The sequence below is a fragment of the Flavobacterium sp. Sr18 genome, from assembly GCF_011064265.1.
GTDB lineage: Bacteria > Bacteroidota > Bacteroidia > Flavobacteriales > Flavobacteriaceae > Flavobacterium > Flavobacterium petrolei.
Map to the genome: position 1 here is coordinate 220,533 of NZ_CP049329.1, position 15,616 is coordinate 236,148.

A 15,616-nucleotide genomic window follows, 5' to 3' on the forward strand; every position below is an offset into this window, starting at 1 on the left:
ATTATTTATTTTATTATTAATTTAAAAATTGAATTAGATACCTCTACCTTGAATAAGTCTGAAAAGTATTGCTATTACTGCAATAACAAGAAGTACATGTATAATTGATCCTAGGCTGAATGCAAAAAATCCGATTGCCCAAAAAATTACTAAAATTACTGCGATTGTATAAAGAAGATTTCCCATTTTGTTTTTTTTTAATGATTTATAATTTTGATTTTTTAGTAGTCTTGAATTAAATTCTTCTACCTGATATAAGTCTGAATAAGATTGCAATTACTGCAATAACTAGAAGAATGTGAATAATTGATCCTGCACTGTATGCAAAGAATCCAATTGCCCAAAAGATAACTAAGATTACTGCAATGGTGTAAAGAAGGTTGCTCATGATTTTTAGTTTTAAATGATTAGTTATTATTTATTAGTTTAATCTCAATCCTACGTAAACGTTAAAAACACTGTTTTTTGCGTCAGATGAAGTAAAGCTATTGTCTTTTCCTATTTTAGTTAAACCGTAGTTGTAACGAACACCAAAATTTACTACATCTAAATCAATTCCTAGACCACCAGAGATACCAGCGTCAAATTTGTTGAAATCATCAGTGTTTAATTCACTTTCAGAAGAGCCGAAATTAGAATCATTTGATGTTTTTCCACTAACCATGTAGGCTGCGTATGGACCAACATGCACATTGAAATTATCAGTTAAATTTGCAACTAATAAAATTGGTACTTCAATATAATTGATGTTGAATTTTGATGTTCCCTGAACTATTGCGTTATCGTATATTTGCTCAGAACCTTTTGTTGTGTAATTAATTTCCGGTTGAATTGCAATACTATTTGTAATGGGGAACTTAGCGTATAAACCAGCATTGAAACCTGTAAGTATGTTACTGTCATCTACATTATCTGTATAAAAATTAGAAAAGTTTAGTCCACCTTTAAAACCGTAAGAAGGGGTTTTTTCTTGCGCTTGTGCGCTCGTAAAGTTCATAAAACTTAATACCAATGAAGCAAAAATCAGTTTTTTTGAATTTTTCATTTTGTTTGTTTTTTAATTGAATTATTATATTACAAATATCCGCATCTTACCTTAGCCTATTGTTACATTACTTTTATTTAAAGTTACATTATTCACACTTTAGAGTATTTTAATAAATAGTTAAATTGTTAAAATATTGATAGTTAAATTATTAACAAAAAAAAGGCGAGTTCTAAAACTCGCCTTTTACATTTTCTATTTATTATCTACTGTCAAGTTTTTCATTGCAGTACCTAATTCATCCATATCTCGATTGTATTCTTCTTTGAAAGATTGCCAGTCACTATTAGTGTCATTTTTGTATTCTTGCACTTTTAATTTGATGTTTTTATTTTTTAGCTCTAATGCTTCAATTTGTTTAGCATATGCTTCATCAATAGATTTACCAGTTTTTTTCATTTTGGTTTTCATTTCTGCAATGCGAATTTCATTTTGCGTAATAGTAGCATTCGTACTTTCTTTGAATTCATTCCATTCTTCCTCGGTAGCAGCGGCTCTAGCATCTGATAATTCTTCTTTTGCATCATCTAGATTATCTCTTGCTTCTTCTACGTTATCTTTGGCAGCTTCTTCTTTTTTTGAAGTGTCCTGGCATCCTACTAAAAGAGTTCCAGCCATGAATGTTGTAATTGCAAGTGTAAAAAATATTTTTTTCATTTTGTGTTTTTTTTAAATTATTGATTTGATTTACAGTTTATTGTGTTTTTTTTGGTAAAATTATTAAAGTATTGAAATTATTTTTTGGACAAAATTTTAATTTTTCAATACAGCAATTTAAGAGTAGTCAAAGAATGATAGAACCTATAAACCTTCAAATATTTTAAGTAATTCTTTTCTGCTTATCCCAAGTTTTGCTTGGTATTTTTTTAGCATTTCGTCTTTTTTTTCCTCTGAAAAAAGTGCTTTATTATTCGTTAAAGCTGCAAACTTTTCTTTTAACTCTTTTTTTTGTTCTTCCCAGTTTCCCTCTCGCTCTATCGAATCCATTGTTTTTTGTGTATTGTCTGTAAAATAGTTTTCACTTTACAAAGTTCGGCCGTTTACAAAGGGAAGCAGTTATATAACTTTATAGATTAGTTTCATTATTCACTGATTCAATAGATTACAATACAGATTAGTAGAAAATGTAAAGAAATAAAAGAATGTTTTTTTTTTACTAAGAATTCAGATGCGAATTATGTAGTTGCATTTTATGTAGTTGCATTTTATGTTTATTTATGACTTGAAATGTATTTCTCTATTATATTCACAAGTGATTCATGATAATCGCTCAATACCTTAATAGTCATTTCGGGATTTTCAACATCGGGAATTGTCACTGGCATCTCTGATAAATATTTAATTAATTCTGGATATTCTGTACGTATTTTCATAGTAATTTCGAGTATCGCTTGATTTATTTCTTTTTCTGTTTTCATGATAAATTATATGTAATGAATAAAATGGGTTGCTTTTGAAAATAAAATCTAAAACATCTTACTTGTTGAGATATACGATGTTTTAAATCAGTAAATATTGAGATTTCTAACTATTTTAAAGAATCGTTTTCAGCACCAATTTTTAATTCTCTTTTCATTTCTTCCTCTTCTAAATCAGTTGCTGCTTCCTGTTTTTTTTCTTCTTCTTTTTTCTTTTTATTGAAATAACCTCTCAATAAGAAATTATGTTTAGCAGCTTCAATAACTTCATTTACACCTTTGGTTGCTGATTTAACATTCGTCAATGAAGAATCTATCACTTTTCCCATTCTTTCATCGCTAACCAGTTTTGATAAGGCTCCTTTTCCGTTATTCATATTTACTGTAAATCTTTTGAATTCCATAGAACTATTCTCAAGGTTGGTTACCATTGTTTTTATGCTGTTTCCAAATTCTTCATCAGAAACTAATCGGGATAGTGCACCGTTTCCATTATTCATACTATAACTAAATTGCGCCAACTGAGCAGTAATAACGCCAGCATTATCCGCACTTTTTTTGACACTCACCATTAAATCATCCATTTCTATCGATCTTTTGGAAGTTATATAGTTATTGTTTTCAACAATTACATTAGAATTTTTACCGGATGAAATGGTTAAAATTTTATCACCCATCAAACCATCGGAATTAATACTCGCAACAGCATCTTTCTTGATGTATTTGCGAACTTCCTCTTTTATGACTAATTTAATTACTACCGCGGTATCATTCAAAAAATCAATTTCTTCAACCGTACCAATATTTATCCCTGACAAGCGAACATTATTTCCAACTTCAAGTCCGTTAACCGAATTAAATTTTGAATACAATTCAAACGTGGATCCAAATAAATTTTTTTGCTTTCCAACGAAATATATGGTTCCAACAAATAGTACCAATCCAATAATTACAAACATCCCCAATTTCCATTGGTATCCAGATTCTTTATTCATTTTTTATTTTTTTTATTGGTTAGATGAAAAAAGAACGAACCCATTCATCGTCGCTTTTTTCTAATTCTTCATACGTTCCTTCAATATGTATTACGCCTTCTTTCAAAATAACGATACGATCGCTAGTATGCTTTGCACACGGCATATCATGTGTAATTATGATAGAAGATGTTTTATTTTTCTTTTGGATTTCCAGTATAAGTTCACTGATTTCTCTAGAAGTTATCGTGTCTAATCCTGTAGTGGGTTCATCATATAATATAATTTCAGGTTTTAGGATGAGAGTTCTTGCTAATCCAATTCTTTTGCGCATACCACCGGATAGTTCCGAAGGCATCTTGTCAATGGCTTCACTCAAACCAACGCTTTCTAAAACTTCAACAATTTGGTTTTCTAATTCCTCCGCAGATAAGTCTTTAGCATGCCTTTTTAAAGTAAAGCCAAGATTTTCGCGAACACTCATAGAGTCATATAAAGCTGCGTTTTGGAACAAAAAACCTATTCTGATTCTAATTTTGTTAAGCTCGGTATTGTCTAATTTTGTAATGTCTGTTCCAAAAACATTTATTTCTCCTTTATCAACTCCTATTAAACCAACTAAACATTTTATTGTAATTGATTTTCCTGAACCGGATTTTCCTAACACAACAAGGTTTTCACCTTTGTTTACGATTAAATTAATCCCTTTTAGAACTTCGTTTTTTCCGAAGGATTTATAAAGATCTTTTATTTCTATAACTGGAGCATTTGTTTTAGAAATAGGAGTATGGTCTGTTGTTGTTATTTCTTGCATCATTTTAGAAAAATAAATCAGTTATTTGTACCGCAAGCATATCAATAATAAATATGGTGAGCGATGCAGTCACTACTGCAGAATTAGCTGCTTTACCAACACTTTCGGTTCCATTAGCAGCATTATATCCTTTATAGCAGCCAATCATACCTATGAAAAAACCAAAGAAAAAAGTTTTTATAGTTGCCGGAAATATATCTAAAAAAGTTATTGATTCTAAAACTTGAGCCAGATAGCGATACAAACTTACTTCTCCATGAATATTTATGCCTGCATAACCACCAATAATTCCAATACCATCAGCATAAATTACTAGTAATGGGATCATAAGCGTAGTAGCCAAAATTCTGGTAACAACTAAATATTTATAAGGATTGATGGCAGAAACTTCCATGGCATCAATTTGTTCTGTCACTTTCATAGAACCTAATTCAGCGCCAATACCTGAGGAAACCTTACCTGCACAAATTAAAGCAGTTATTACCGGAGCAATTTCTCTAATAAGCGATAATGCAACCATACTTGGTAACCAAGATTCTGCGCCAAACTTAGCTAAAGTAGGTCTTGATTGTAAGGTCAAAACTAATCCCATAATGAAGCCAGTAATAGTCACTAATGGTAATGATTTGTAGCCAATGTTATAACATTGTTTGATGAATTCCTTCATTTCGTATGGAGGTTTTAAGACCTCTTTAAAGAAACGTGTGGCAAACAAGGTAACTTTACCTACATCATTAAAAGTATCTTTTAAATAGCTGATTATACTTTCTTTTTTTTCGGTTACTGTTTTATTCATTTATCAATACTATTATTTATGATTTTTTGGATGTATCTAATCTCTTATATTAATTGTAGCGCAAGAATGGTAAAAAGGAAAAAAGTGGTTGTGAGAAAAGAGTTTGCAATTTTAGAAAAATGCAGAGTTCGTTTTGATGAAATTCTGGAATATAATTTCTGTCTTCAAGTCAATAAATTTAAAATTTTAAATAACGAAATGACAAAAAAGTAAAAATCACATCATATTTATAATTTATGATAACATCAAATCGCCTAGCCTTTTTACTTTATCATGATCCGCTGTCAATAACATTTGTTGCGATTTAATCAAGATATGAAGTTCTGCGGTAAGATGATCGAAATTACCAGACAAGGAATCTTTATAACTCTTTATAGCTACAAATTCGTTGTATTCCATTGTATTCAAAATATCTTCTCTGTCTTTTCCGATAAATTTCGATTTAAAATTAATCCAAAGTCTTTTCAACAAACTGTTATTTCTACATTCAAAAACAGGAACTCCTCCCATTTTATGAACCTCTTCAATAAGTTCTGATTTGAATATTGTGCTGGTATTTTGAAATTCAGAAAATAAATCTTTCAAATCGTTTTCTTCTGTTGCTTTTTTAGCTGTTTTGTAAATCTCAATTCTTTCGTTATTGATTTCAATAAGATTATTTAAAACTACAATTGATTTTTCTTTATTCATCATCTTAACTATTGCGTATTTATCTAACTTCGAACATAATTTTTGTATAGGGAACTTTTGGTAAATAATAGTGATTTATCGTTACTCTTAAATCAGTTTCTTCTAATTCCTTAAAGATATTTTTCGATCGTTTTATAATAAAAATATTATTAATTTTTTTTCAGAACAGTATAATCAAATAAATTGGTCAGTAACAATCTGCTTAATAAATTAAAATTTTTAATTAAACTAAAATCTATTTGTTGTCAGAATTAGTTGCATTCCAGGATACTTTACATCTGCATTATCTTCTGCGGAAATAAATATTTTTGAAGGCTCAAATGACGTAACCGTTTCAAAGGTGGCTTTAAGTTTTGAGGACATAAATCCGGTGTCGCTTTTTATTTGTCCAATATTTTTCACAACAGAATTTTCGGTTTCCATCCAAACAACGTAAACGTTTTTTGAAGGTTGCAACCGGTTAACTTCGGCTAAATTTGATATTTTTATTCCAATCGAATAATTTTTGTTACTGTCTTTTTTTACACTCACTTTTCCCTCTGCGGCGGGAACTACTGAGGAGTTTTGAAAAGCTATATTCTTCCCGCATGATGCAAAAGACAACAACATAATTAGTGCTAAAAATCCTGTAAATAATTTTTTAATATTTGAATTTAATCGAATTGTCATTGTATGTTCCTTGAGTTGGTTTACGATACAAATTTCAATAGTATAGAGTTAAGATATGTTATATAAATATTATAAAAATTTACATTATTCACACGTAAATAATCACAGTCTAAAATAATTTATCCGTTTTTTTTGTTGCCAACCACTAATAAAACAACGCCTCCTACAGCGAGTACAATTCCTATAATAGGAGACCAAGCTACGGGATGATTTACTTCTTTGTTTACTTGAATTGGACCTATATCAACCACTTTTTCGGTAGTTGTAAAATTGAAGCTATTGTAAAACAACATTAGTATTCCTAAAACAATCAAGATAATTCCTATGGGTTTCGTTTTCATATGTAATTTATTTAAAGTTATTTTTTTTAAAGTGATTTTAGGTGTTTAATATTATGCTTCGGAAAAGTATTCTTTTACAAAATTATGTTGCTGGCTTGCGGTCATCTTGTCCGTGTTTTTGATTTCAAATTTAATCTTCAGAAAACGCTCGTCTTCACTAAGAAGATCAAAAAGTTCTACTTTGGCATTGGTAGGACCAAAGAGGATTACGCGTTTGTAGTTTTTAATTGTTTCTCCTATTTTTTTGTAATAGTCGTACAATTGTTTTTTCTCTTTTTCAAGCATCAAATTTTCATTTTTTGCCAAATGTTTTTTCTTCTCCTTGAGTGAAAACTTTGATTCAATTGTTTCAATCTCAAAATGTTTTGATGTGAATTCCATTAAATGGGCAAAGGAATGATCCATCCAAATCCCTAATTTTTTTGATGCCGTCATAATAATCTGTTTTTGGAAATAATAAATTTTACATGTTTTAATAGATTACGATAATTAATTATAAAAGTCTAAAGTTCAGTTATTTGTTCTTGATTTTTATTATATAAATTTAGATAAAACTTATATAATTCACATGTAAATTCTTTATGAAAAGGTAATCAAATTTAAAATCACGCTCAATAATTTGCATCTCCTTTCAATGGTAAAGGAGTAGTTGGGCAATGAGTTGTTTTGTATTTTTTCTTTGAATAGTCATCAGAAACTAGATTTTATGGATCGTTTTAATAAGTGCTCATCTCACTGTAAAGCATAAAAAAAGGGCTGTTGTTTCCAACAGCCCTCAACTAACCAAACCAAAAACCCAACTTAATCTTATTATTTTTCGTAGGTCATTTTCAACTCTACTCTTCTATTTTTTGCACGTCCAATAGCCGTTGCATTTGTAGCAATCGGTTTGCTTTCGCCATAACCTACTGCTGTAACTCTTGATCCTGAAACTCCTTTTTCCATTAAATAATTTTTAACAGATTCAGTACGTTTTTGAGATAATTCTAAGTTCAAAGCATCGCTACCATTGCTGTCAGCATGTCCTTCAATAACTAAGTTAGATGCATCATATTTATTAATGATAGTTACTAATTCATCTAATTGCGCTAATGAACCTATTTTTAATTTAGCACTATTGTTCTCAAAGAATATTTTACTTCCTAAGTATGTAATTCTTTCAACATCTTGTTTTGTAATTTCAGGACAACCTTTGTTTTCCATAGTTCCTTTAACGGTAGGACAACGGTCATCAATATCAGCCACACCATCTCCATCAGAATCTGGACAACCATTTAAACTCATTGGACCAGCAACATCAGGACAACGGTCTAAATCATTAGTAATTCCATCTTTGTCATTATCCATAGCACACCCAGTAGCATCTACTTTAGTTCCTGGTTTAGTATCTGGACATTTGTCATTAATATCAGCTACACCATCATTGTCTGAATCAGGACAACCGTTCAATAGAGCAGAACCTGCAGTATCTGGACAAGCGTCTAAGTAATCAGCAACACCATCTTTGTCTCTGTCTAATGGACAACCATTTTCATCAACAACTACACCAGCCGGAGTTTCAGGACAGGTATCATTACGATCTGAAACACCATCATTATCAGCATCTTTTTTATCACCTAAATTGAAAGTTAAACCAGCCATGTGAGATAAATAAGCGTCTTTTTTGCCATTATCAACACCGTCTCTTCTGTCTTTATTTGAAAAACTAAAAGTTTCTTGTAGGTTTAATGTAATTACATCATTCAATTTGAAATTTATTCCACCACCCGCTGTAGGTAAGGCGTAATCAATTCTATCTTGATCAAAGTTTAGGTCTTTGTCAAATAACATAGCACCAACTCCTGCAAATGCATAAGGTCTTACAATAGATTCAGGACCTGTCATGTTAAATCTTAAATTTAACGCAACTGAGTTGAAATCGCTTTTAAAACTTCCTGAAGGGCTGTTGTTATAACCAATTGTTCCTTTTGAAGCCAAAAAATTTAAATCGAAATAACGACCTAAATATCTAGAAACAGAGATACCACCAAAACCGTAGAATGCTTTATCAGTTTTATAAAAATTATTTCCTAAATCACCTTGGTATTGTGTTACACCTCCGTGAAGACCAATATTCCATTTTTTGTCTGCGGTTTGCGCTTTTGAGATAAATGTAAATGCTAAGCATGTACACAGTAATAGGATTTTTTTCATCTTTATTTTTATTATATTGTTTGATGCAAAGGTTGACAACATTGGGCTAACGATTGTTATATAACTATTGTAATAAGTTGTATCATTCACACATTGGGAAGAATTTTTCCTTTTTTATTCTAAATGTATACCATCAATTAACCATTAGTTAATCGGCAAAAAAAAGAACTATTTAAAAAAATCATTCTTTTGTTAACTGCTCATGGAGAAAGTTTTGAAAGAAGTTTTTTTTAATAGTTCTAATTAATTTTTTAAAAAGTTTACATTTTTTGTTTAAAACAAAAAAGGCTGCAGATTCTCTTTATTGACTAAATATTACTTTTGAAAATCCTTTTCTGGTGTCAGTTCAGATTCTTCAATATATTCTTTAGCAGTTATTTTTCCAACTCTGCAATTACTTCTTGACGTGTAGGGCATATCTGATTCTAAATTTTCCATTATAACAAGGACTTTGTTTATAAATTATTCTAAATATCTTCTCAATGTCCAAGCCATTGTTTCGTGAGCTAACATCAATCCAGTTAGGAAATCAGCTGTTCCTGCATCTTTATTTTCGTCAGCACTTGCGTCAACATCTTTTCTCAACTGAACGATTAGTGTTTCATGATCTTCTACTAATTCTTGAAGCATTTCTTTTTGACCTGGATACTGATTTGGAGATTCCTTGATAATTGTTAAATCTGAAAACTCTTTCATTGTTCCAATCGTTTTTCCACCTAATTTACTAATACGTTCTGCCGTTTCGTCAATTGAAACTTCCAGTTGTGTATATTGTCCTTCAAACAATTTATGTAATTCCATAAAACTTTGTCCAGATACATTCCAATGAAATTTTCTTAATTTAATATATAGCGTCATTTCATTTGCTAAAATTGAAGAAAGGATTGAAATACTGTTTTTTAAATGCGCTTCTGTAATTCCGATTTTAATTTTCATGTTTTCTAAATTTTATTTTGATTACTTATATTTTGTAAAATAATTTGTTTTTATCTTCTTAATAGAACTAAAAACTTGTTTTTGTTTTATCCAAGAAGTGCTGTATACAAAGATCACTTTATTGCTTAAAAAAAGTATTATAAGATTACAAGAATTAGTTACATCTTTCACACTTTTAATTTAATAACTATTTATTAATCAATAATTTAAATAATAAATAGGTTCGATGTTGTAATATGTGTGGATTTAAAACTCTATTTTTTATGGAACTTTTTCCTATTCTATAAATGATTTCAAAGGTGATTATACAAGTTTAAACCTAAATATAACTTATGCAATTGACACTTCTTTGGCTAAGTAAATTTCTTGAACGGCATGAATGAGCTCAACACCTTCATGGAACGGCCGTTGAAACGCTTTTCTTCCCATAATCATTCCGGCTCCGCCAGCTCTTTTATTTATTACTGCTGTTTTTATGGCTTCCACCAAATCAGATTTGCCTTTAGATTCACCTCCTGAATTAATCATCCCAATTCTGCCGGAATAGCAATTCATAACTTGATATCGGCATAAATCTATTGGATTTGAACTGCTTAACTTCGTGTACATTTCTGGATTTGTTTTTGCAAAGTGTATTGAGCTAAAACCCCCATTATGAGTTGGTAATTTTTGCTTGATGATATCTGCCTGAATTGTAACCCCTAAATAATTGGCTTGCCCGGTGATGTCTGCCGCCGTGTTATAATCGATTCCTTCTTTTATAAAAGCATCATTTCTGGAATAACACCAAAGAATAGTTGCCATTCCTAAAGTATGCGCTTCTTCAAAAGCTTTTGCAACTTCAATTATTTGCCTATCAGATTCAGCTGAGCCAAAGTAAATTGTTGCACCTACAGCCACAGCTCCCATATTCCAGGCATCTCGAACGCTCCCAAACATGATTTGGTCAAATTTATTGGGATAAGTCAATAGTTCATTATGATTTATTTTTACCACAAACGGAATTTTATGGGCGTATTTTCTAGAAAGCATTGCAAGACCGCCCATTGTTGAAGCAACTGCATTGCATTCCGCTTCAATCGCTAACTTTATTATGTTTTCTGGATCAAAATAGATAGGATTTGGAGCAAATGAACTTCCTGCTGTATGTTCTACTCCCTGATCTACTGGCAAAATTGAAAGATAACCCGTATCCGAAAGTCGGCCGTGATGATACAGCTGTGTCAAACTCCTAATGGTTTGTGCATTTCGATTGCTATCTAAAAAAACGGAATCTATTTGCGATGAATGCGGTAAATGAAGCTGCTCTTTAGAGATTGTTTTACAAACGTGACTTAATAAAACGTCTTTTTCGTCTCCTAATAAAGCTAGCAATTGAGAGATATCTTTCATTTTAACTTTGCTTTTAAATGAGTTGTTAAAAATCGAAAAATAGAGTGGAATTAGATTTTATAAACTGGATAATCAGTATATCCTTTTTCATCAGCCGTATAAAATAAATCCATATTGAGGTCTTCTGATAAAGGCCAATCGTTTTGAAACCTTTCAACTAAATCTGGGTTATTGATGAAAGGCCTTCCAAAAGCAACAAGATCTGTAAGTCCTGATTCGAGCGCTGATTCTGCACTTTCTTTGGTATAACCACCGCAGGTAATTAAAGTATTCTTGAAGTTAAGACGAATTAATTTTTTGATTTCATTGGGAACTGTTGGCGCACCCATTGCTGAATGATCCACAAGATGGATGTGCGCAATATCAAGTTTGTTAAGTTCTTTAGATAAATAATCGTAAGTAGCGTCAATTTCAGGATAATGTGGCATATCACTAGCTACTACATAAGGAGAAAGTCGAATTCCGGTTTTTTCTTTCCCAATGGCATGCGCTACGGCTGTAACCACTTCTATCACAAACTTGCAACGATTTTCTATGCTCCCTCCATACTCATCAGTTCGAATATTGCTTACCGGGGAAAGAAATTCTTCTAATAAATACCCGTTGGCAGCATGCAATTCGACACCATCAAACCCTGCAAAAAGAGCATTCTCTGCGGCAGAAATAAATTCGGTTTTCGCATGCAAAATATCTTGAAGCGTCATTTCATTTGGAACTACAAAATCTTGTAAACCATTGGCATCTGTCCACATTTGCCCAGCTGCCTTGACTTGCGAAGGTGCAAATATTTGCGTGCCTTTGGGCATATTCAGCGGATGACTGATTCTCCCGGAATGCATCAATTGAACAATTATTTTCCCTCCATTTTTATGGACAATACTTGTGGTTTTTTTCCAGCCTTCTACTTGTTCAGCATTAAAAACACCTGGAATTCTTGCGTATCCTAATCCATTTGGAGATGGTGAGGTTCCTTCGGTTATAATTAGTCCGGCACCAGAACGTTGGAGATAATATTTAGCCATTAGTTCATTGGGAATATTATCAATCGCTCTGCATCTTGTCATAGGCGCCATTACAATGCTGTTTTTAAGGTCTAAGGAACCCCATTTTTTTGGTGTAAATAATTCAAATTTATCCATGATTTTTGTTTATAAATTATTGATATAAAGGTACTTATATTTCTTAAATTATAAATTAAAAATACCAGTTAAAATAACGTTGTGGTCTTGCAACCTGTTCTTTAGCTTTAAAAATATTGTAGGGAAAAAAGCTTTTGTGAATATTTAAACTTATAGTTAGTCTTCATTTCGTTTCAAAATGATTTTATATTTACAAAGGGTGAGGCATTGTTTAAATATACTTTTTGTTTAAACATAATTTTAAACAAAATCTTTGAAAATACTAAAAACTAAAAATTAAGTTAGGCAACATTCTTTTTTATTATTCTAATTAACGGGTATCAAGCTCGTGTACCTATTCGTTGGTCATAGGCGGAAGATTGGAAAACCCCTATGTTCTTGATGCCGTTGCGCCAATCTGGCAAATCAGAAAAAATGCTACCTAACAAAATATTTCTATTTTATTCTAATTAAATCTACAAAGGATCTGAAAGCCCGCTAATACGAATGAGTTTCTTGTTTACAAATTCTTGAATTCCTAACTCAGATAATTCTCTTCCGTAACCTGAATTTTTAGTTCCTCCAAAAGGCAGATCAGCTTGGGTCCAAGTTGGGTGATTGATAAATACCATTCCAGTATCAATTTTATCAGCGATACGTTTACCACGTTCAATGTCTTGAGTAAATATCGAACATCCTAATCCAAAACTAGAATCATTTGTCAAAGTTATTGCTGCTTGTTCATCTTTGACTCTGTAGAAAGAAGCTACAGGTCCAAATATCTCTTCATAATAAGCAGGAATTTCTGGCTTCAAATCGGCTAGAATAGTAGGCTGCACGAAAGCACCTGGAAGATCAGACCGAGTTCCACCAAGCAAAATGGTTGCTCCAGCCTCAACAGATTTTCTTATTTGATCTATAATGTGTTCAGCAGCTTCTTCGCTGCTCATCGGTCCTAGTTCTGTTGTGGAGTTCATTGGGTCACCAACAACTAAGTTGGACATTTTTTCTTTGAATTTTTCAATGAATTCATCTGCAATTGCTTCTACAGCTATAAATCTTTTAGACGCTACACAACATTCGCCATTATTATTGATTCTACCTACAACTGCCCATTCAACAGCTTTATCAATGTCGGCATCTTCAAGAATGATGAAAGCATCGCTACCACCCAATTCCAGTACTGATTTTTTTAAATATTTTCCGGCTTCTGATGCTATACTTGCACCGGCTTCCTCGCTTCCAGTTAGCGAAACTCCTTTTATTCTTTTATCTGCAACTAAAGAAGATGCACGTTTTCCTGAAATAAATAGATTCGTATAAAGACCTGCTGGTGCTGCGGCTTCATTAAATAAATCTTCAATAGCAATAGCACATTGAGGAACCATTGACGCATGTTTTACCAGAACGGTATTTCCAACCATAATGTTTGGAGCAGCAAAACGCGCCACTTGATAAAATGGAAAATTCCATGGTTCCACTCCTAATATTACACCAATGGGGCTACAACGCACGTAAGCGCTGCCATATTCCGGTTCCAGATGTTTGTCTGCTAAAAATTTCGCAGCATTAGTAGCATAATAATCAAAAATATCAGCGCTTAATAAAATTTCACCTTCAGCCTGAGCAATTAATTTACCCATTTCGAGCGTGATAATTTTTGCAAGGTGTTCCTTTTTTTCGCGCATCAAAGAAGCTACTTTGTGCAATATTTGAGCACGTTGCTCGTAAGTAGTTTCTTTCCAGGTATTGAATGTTTTTGCGGATTGTGCAACCAACATATCAATAGTCTTATCAGTCATTTCTTCAAAAGAGCGTACGACTTTATTGGTGTAAGGATTAACAGTTTGAATAGCCATTTTTTATTTTTTAGAAGGATTAATTGTAATTTCTTGTTTTTTTTGTGGGGTAACCAAACCATACATTGCTTCGTATTGTAATATGATGTCTTTTTCGCCAATGGAATTGAAAAATTCTTCCAAGCGTTTGATGTGGTCTATCGTAAATTGAAGATGTACTTTGAGTGCATCTGCTAGTTCATCAGTGACAGCATTTTTAATCAATACGGGAATCGAGATAATCAGTGCTTTTTCTGTAAAGTAAATTTCTTTTAGTTCCTCTACAAAAATATTTCGACAACCTTCACTAGTTTTAGAAGATGTTTCATTTGAATTTCCTTTCCCTTTTTCTAGCATGACTTTTTTATCAGTTTTGGTTACGGTACTTTTCATTTGTTTTTTATTTTATTGAAGTACATTAATTCGATATCGTAAAGTTGGGGTTATAACAGTTCTAAAGTATTACACAATTAATGTTATGTATTACATCTTTCACATATTATCAAATTAATCTTTTGAAATCAATCAGGAAATAATTTTTGTAATTGCGTTCCTTATTAAAGTACTAAAGCCATTTAAATTTTGATTAAAAGAATGAAGCATTGCAGCGATACAACTCACCATAGATTGAAGGTCAGCTGTTATTAAAGGATTTTTATTAGTCTGATAAATCACCTGATTAATATGTAATGAAATTAGAGTCTTGGCAGAAAAGACTTTGGAAATGAACAGAAATATTTGTAAGCTATAAAATAAAAAGCTGTAAGTTAAAAAAATGGGAGCGGTTTATTTGGTGTTTTTAAGTTCGGTAATGCAAAAAAAAAGCAATTACGATGGAAATAAAAAAACTTCCTTTTATATAATAAAAAAGGAAGTTTTGGCTTGTAGTCAACTTATTTGTGCTTGTCTGTTTCAATTTGTTTTAAAAAATTAGAATCATAAAAGCAAAAATATAATTTATGATTCGTCTTTAGTTGTACGAACTAAGCTAATTCCTGAAACAAAGAATAATATACCTAAAACTCCGTAAATGATTAGCGCTTTAATATCAGTTGTTTCGCCTGAAGTACTTGCAAATATAACTGCAGTGTAAATAAGTCCACCTATTCCAAGAGCAGTAAGTAATGCTCCAAATATTCTTTTTAGATTCATGATTTTGATTTTTAAAATTTATACTTTTTTTAGCGACTGTTTTTAACTAAATTAGTTTAAAGACAAACACTTTTAAGTAATTAACCTTCCGTTTTAAGAAGGCCCTAATTACTTCACAAATGTATTTTTATGGAACATTCAAAGTGTTACACAATTGTTAATAAAAGTTATATCATTCACAGTTTAAAGTCAATCTGATAAATTTTCACACTAAAATATTATTCTTAGATCATTGATCAT

21 protein-coding genes are annotated in these 15,616 nt (G+C 31.5%); all 21 read right to left on the reverse strand.

Going from position 1 to position 15,616, the window contains the following annotated elements:
• Window positions 1-33: 33 nt before the first annotated feature.
• The 21 genes from G7A72_RS01065 to G7A72_RS01160 all read right to left on the reverse strand — a co-directional run bounded on the left by G7A72_RS01065 (window position 34) and on the right by G7A72_RS01160 (window position 15,376).
• On the reverse strand, window positions 34-186 hold the full coding sequence (locus tag G7A72_RS01065) for a lmo0937 family membrane protein (RefSeq protein ID WP_113633709.1): 153 nt from the start codon (window positions 184-186) through the stop codon (window positions 34-36).
• A gap of 49 nt (window positions 187-235) precedes the next feature.
• Window positions 236-388: a lmo0937 family membrane protein gene (locus G7A72_RS01070; RefSeq protein ID WP_113633710.1), complete on the reverse strand. Its 153-nt coding sequence runs from the start codon at window positions 386-388 to the stop codon at window positions 236-238.
• Window positions 389-421: 33 nt separating this feature from the next.
• Complete coding sequence (locus G7A72_RS01075) at window positions 422-1,045, reverse strand: porin family protein (protein ID WP_113665915.1); 624 nt, start codon at window positions 1,043-1,045, stop codon at window positions 422-424.
• A gap of 195 nt (window positions 1,046-1,240) precedes the next feature.
• Window positions 1,241-1,702: a hypothetical protein gene (locus tag G7A72_RS01080; RefSeq protein ID WP_113665914.1), complete on the reverse strand. Its 462-nt coding sequence runs from the start codon at window positions 1,700-1,702 to the stop codon at window positions 1,241-1,243.
• Between the two features lie 144 nt (window positions 1,703-1,846).
• The gene (locus G7A72_RS01085; RefSeq protein WP_165151097.1) at window positions 1,847-2,032 is read right to left on the reverse strand and encodes a general stress protein CsbD; all 186 of its coding nucleotides are present in this window, start codon (window positions 2,030-2,032) and stop codon (window positions 1,847-1,849) included.
• A gap of 224 nt (window positions 2,033-2,256) precedes the next feature.
• Window positions 2,257-2,463 (reverse strand): hypothetical protein, encoded by a 207-nt coding sequence (locus G7A72_RS01090; protein ID WP_165151098.1) that lies wholly within the window; start codon window positions 2,461-2,463, stop codon window positions 2,257-2,259.
• A gap of 110 nt (window positions 2,464-2,573) precedes the next feature.
• On the reverse strand, window positions 2,574-3,458 hold the full coding sequence (locus G7A72_RS01095; RefSeq protein WP_165151099.1) for an MlaD family protein: 885 nt from the start codon (window positions 3,456-3,458) through the stop codon (window positions 2,574-2,576).
• Between the two features lie 19 nt (window positions 3,459-3,477).
• Window positions 3,478-4,254 carry an ABC transporter ATP-binding protein gene (locus tag G7A72_RS01100; protein WP_241258557.1) on the reverse strand — a complete coding sequence of 259 codons (777 nt, stop codon included), beginning with the start codon at window positions 4,252-4,254 and terminating at the stop codon, window positions 3,478-3,480.
• 1 nt (window position 4,255) lies between these two features.
• Window positions 4,256-5,014, reverse strand: a complete 759-nt coding sequence (locus G7A72_RS01105) for an ABC transporter permease (RefSeq protein WP_113666066.1) — start codon at window positions 5,012-5,014, stop codon at window positions 4,256-4,258.
• A 267-nt stretch (window positions 5,015-5,281) separates the two neighbouring features.
• A complete protein-coding gene (locus G7A72_RS01110) occupies window positions 5,282-5,740 on the reverse strand; it encodes a PA2169 family four-helix-bundle protein (RefSeq protein WP_165151100.1) in 459 nt (152 codons plus the stop codon).
• Between the two features lie 225 nt (window positions 5,741-5,965).
• A complete protein-coding gene (locus G7A72_RS01115) occupies window positions 5,966-6,406 on the reverse strand; it encodes a hypothetical protein (RefSeq protein ID WP_241258558.1) in 441 nt (146 codons plus the stop codon).
• Between the two features lie 119 nt (window positions 6,407-6,525).
• On the reverse strand, window positions 6,526-6,747 hold the full coding sequence (locus G7A72_RS01120; RefSeq protein WP_113665908.1) for a hypothetical protein: 222 nt from the start codon (window positions 6,745-6,747) through the stop codon (window positions 6,526-6,528).
• Window positions 6,748-6,798: 51 nt separating this feature from the next.
• Window positions 6,799-7,182 (reverse strand): hypothetical protein, encoded by a 384-nt coding sequence (locus G7A72_RS01125; protein WP_113665907.1) that lies wholly within the window; start codon window positions 7,180-7,182, stop codon window positions 6,799-6,801.
• Between the two features lie 375 nt (window positions 7,183-7,557).
• Window positions 7,558-8,940: an OmpA family protein gene (locus G7A72_RS01130; protein ID WP_165151101.1), complete on the reverse strand. Its 1,383-nt coding sequence runs from the start codon at window positions 8,938-8,940 to the stop codon at window positions 7,558-7,560.
• A gap of 315 nt (window positions 8,941-9,255) precedes the next feature.
• A complete protein-coding gene (locus G7A72_RS16665) occupies window positions 9,256-9,378 on the reverse strand; it encodes a hypothetical protein (protein WP_256371163.1) in 123 nt (40 codons plus the stop codon).
• Window positions 9,379-9,402: 24 nt separating this feature from the next.
• Window positions 9,403-9,876, reverse strand: coding sequence for a Dps family protein (locus G7A72_RS01135; protein ID WP_206531516.1), 474 nt, complete (start codon window positions 9,874-9,876; stop codon window positions 9,403-9,405).
• A gap of 330 nt (window positions 9,877-10,206) precedes the next feature.
• Complete coding sequence (locus G7A72_RS01140; protein WP_113665905.1) at window positions 10,207-11,268, reverse strand: class I fructose-bisphosphate aldolase; 1,062 nt, start codon at window positions 11,266-11,268, stop codon at window positions 10,207-10,209.
• A gap of 50 nt (window positions 11,269-11,318) precedes the next feature.
• Entirely contained in the window at window positions 11,319-12,407 is a 1,089-nt protein-coding gene (locus G7A72_RS01145; protein ID WP_165151102.1) for an alkene reductase, read from the reverse strand.
• Between the two features lie 455 nt (window positions 12,408-12,862).
• Complete coding sequence (locus tag G7A72_RS01150; protein WP_165151103.1) at window positions 12,863-14,245, reverse strand: NAD-dependent succinate-semialdehyde dehydrogenase; 1,383 nt, start codon at window positions 14,243-14,245, stop codon at window positions 12,863-12,865.
• Between the two features lie 3 nt (window positions 14,246-14,248).
• Entirely contained in the window at window positions 14,249-14,617 is a 369-nt protein-coding gene (locus G7A72_RS01155) for a DUF892 family protein (protein ID WP_165151104.1), read from the reverse strand.
• A 564-nt stretch (window positions 14,618-15,181) separates the two neighbouring features.
• A complete protein-coding gene (locus G7A72_RS01160) occupies window positions 15,182-15,376 on the reverse strand; it encodes a hypothetical protein (protein ID WP_091170203.1) in 195 nt (64 codons plus the stop codon).
• Between the last annotated feature and the right edge of the window lie 240 nt (window positions 15,377-15,616).

Coding starts and splice junctions, on each gene's coding strand:
- G7A72_RS01065 (WP_113633709.1), bottom strand. CDS start 186: ATGGGAAATCTTCTTTATACAATCGCAGTAATTTTAGTAATTTTTTGG.
- G7A72_RS01070 (WP_113633710.1), bottom strand. CDS start 388: ATGAGCAACCTTCTTTACACCATTGCAGTAATCTTAGTTATCTTTTGG.
- G7A72_RS01075 (WP_113665915.1), bottom strand. CDS start 1,045: ATGAAAAATTCAAAAAAACTGATTTTTGCTTCATTGGTATTAAGTTTT.
- G7A72_RS01080 (WP_113665914.1), bottom strand. CDS start 1,702: ATGAAAAAAATATTTTTTACACTTGCAATTACAACATTCATGGCTGGA.
- G7A72_RS01085 (WP_165151097.1), bottom strand. CDS start 2,032: ATGGATTCGATAGAGCGAGAGGGAAACTGGGAAGAACAAAAAAAAGAG.
- G7A72_RS01090 (WP_165151098.1), bottom strand. CDS start 2,463: ATGAAAACAGAAAAAGAAATAAATCAAGCGATACTCGAAATTACTATG.
- G7A72_RS01095 (WP_165151099.1), bottom strand. CDS start 3,458: ATGAATAAAGAATCTGGATACCAATGGAAATTGGGGATGTTTGTAATT.
- G7A72_RS01100 (WP_241258557.1), bottom strand. CDS start 4,254: ATGATGCAAGAAATAACAACAACAGACCATACTCCTATTTCTAAAACA.
- G7A72_RS01110 (WP_165151100.1), bottom strand. CDS start 5,740: ATGATGAATAAAGAAAAATCAATTGTAGTTTTAAATAATCTTATTGAA.
- G7A72_RS01115 (WP_241258558.1), bottom strand. CDS start 6,406: ATGACAATTCGATTAAATTCAAATATTAAAAAATTATTTACAGGATTT.
- G7A72_RS01120 (WP_113665908.1), bottom strand. CDS start 6,747: ATGAAAACGAAACCCATAGGAATTATCTTGATTGTTTTAGGAATACTA.
- G7A72_RS01125 (WP_113665907.1), bottom strand. CDS start 7,182: ATGACGGCATCAAAAAAATTAGGGATTTGGATGGATCATTCCTTTGCC.
- G7A72_RS01130 (WP_165151101.1), bottom strand. CDS start 8,940: ATGAAAAAAATCCTATTACTGTGTACATGCTTAGCATTTACATTTATC.
- G7A72_RS16665 (WP_256371163.1), bottom strand. CDS start 9,378: ATGGAAAATTTAGAATCAGATATGCCCTACACGTCAAGAAGTAATTGC.
- G7A72_RS01135 (WP_206531516.1), bottom strand. CDS start 9,876: ATGAAAATTAAAATCGGAATTACAGAAGCGCATTTAAAAAACAGTATT.
- G7A72_RS01140 (WP_113665905.1), bottom strand. CDS start 11,268: ATGAAAGATATCTCTCAATTGCTAGCTTTATTAGGAGACGAAAAAGAC.
- G7A72_RS01145 (WP_165151102.1), bottom strand. CDS start 12,407: ATGGATAAATTTGAATTATTTACACCAAAAAAATGGGGTTCCTTAGAC.
- G7A72_RS01150 (WP_165151103.1), bottom strand. CDS start 14,245: ATGGCTATTCAAACTGTTAATCCTTACACCAATAAAGTCGTACGCTCT.
- G7A72_RS01155 (WP_165151104.1), bottom strand. CDS start 14,617: ATGAAAAGTACCGTAACCAAAACTGATAAAAAAGTCATGCTAGAAAAA.
- G7A72_RS01160 (WP_091170203.1), bottom strand. CDS start 15,376: ATGAATCTAAAAAGAATATTTGGAGCATTACTTACTGCTCTTGGAATA.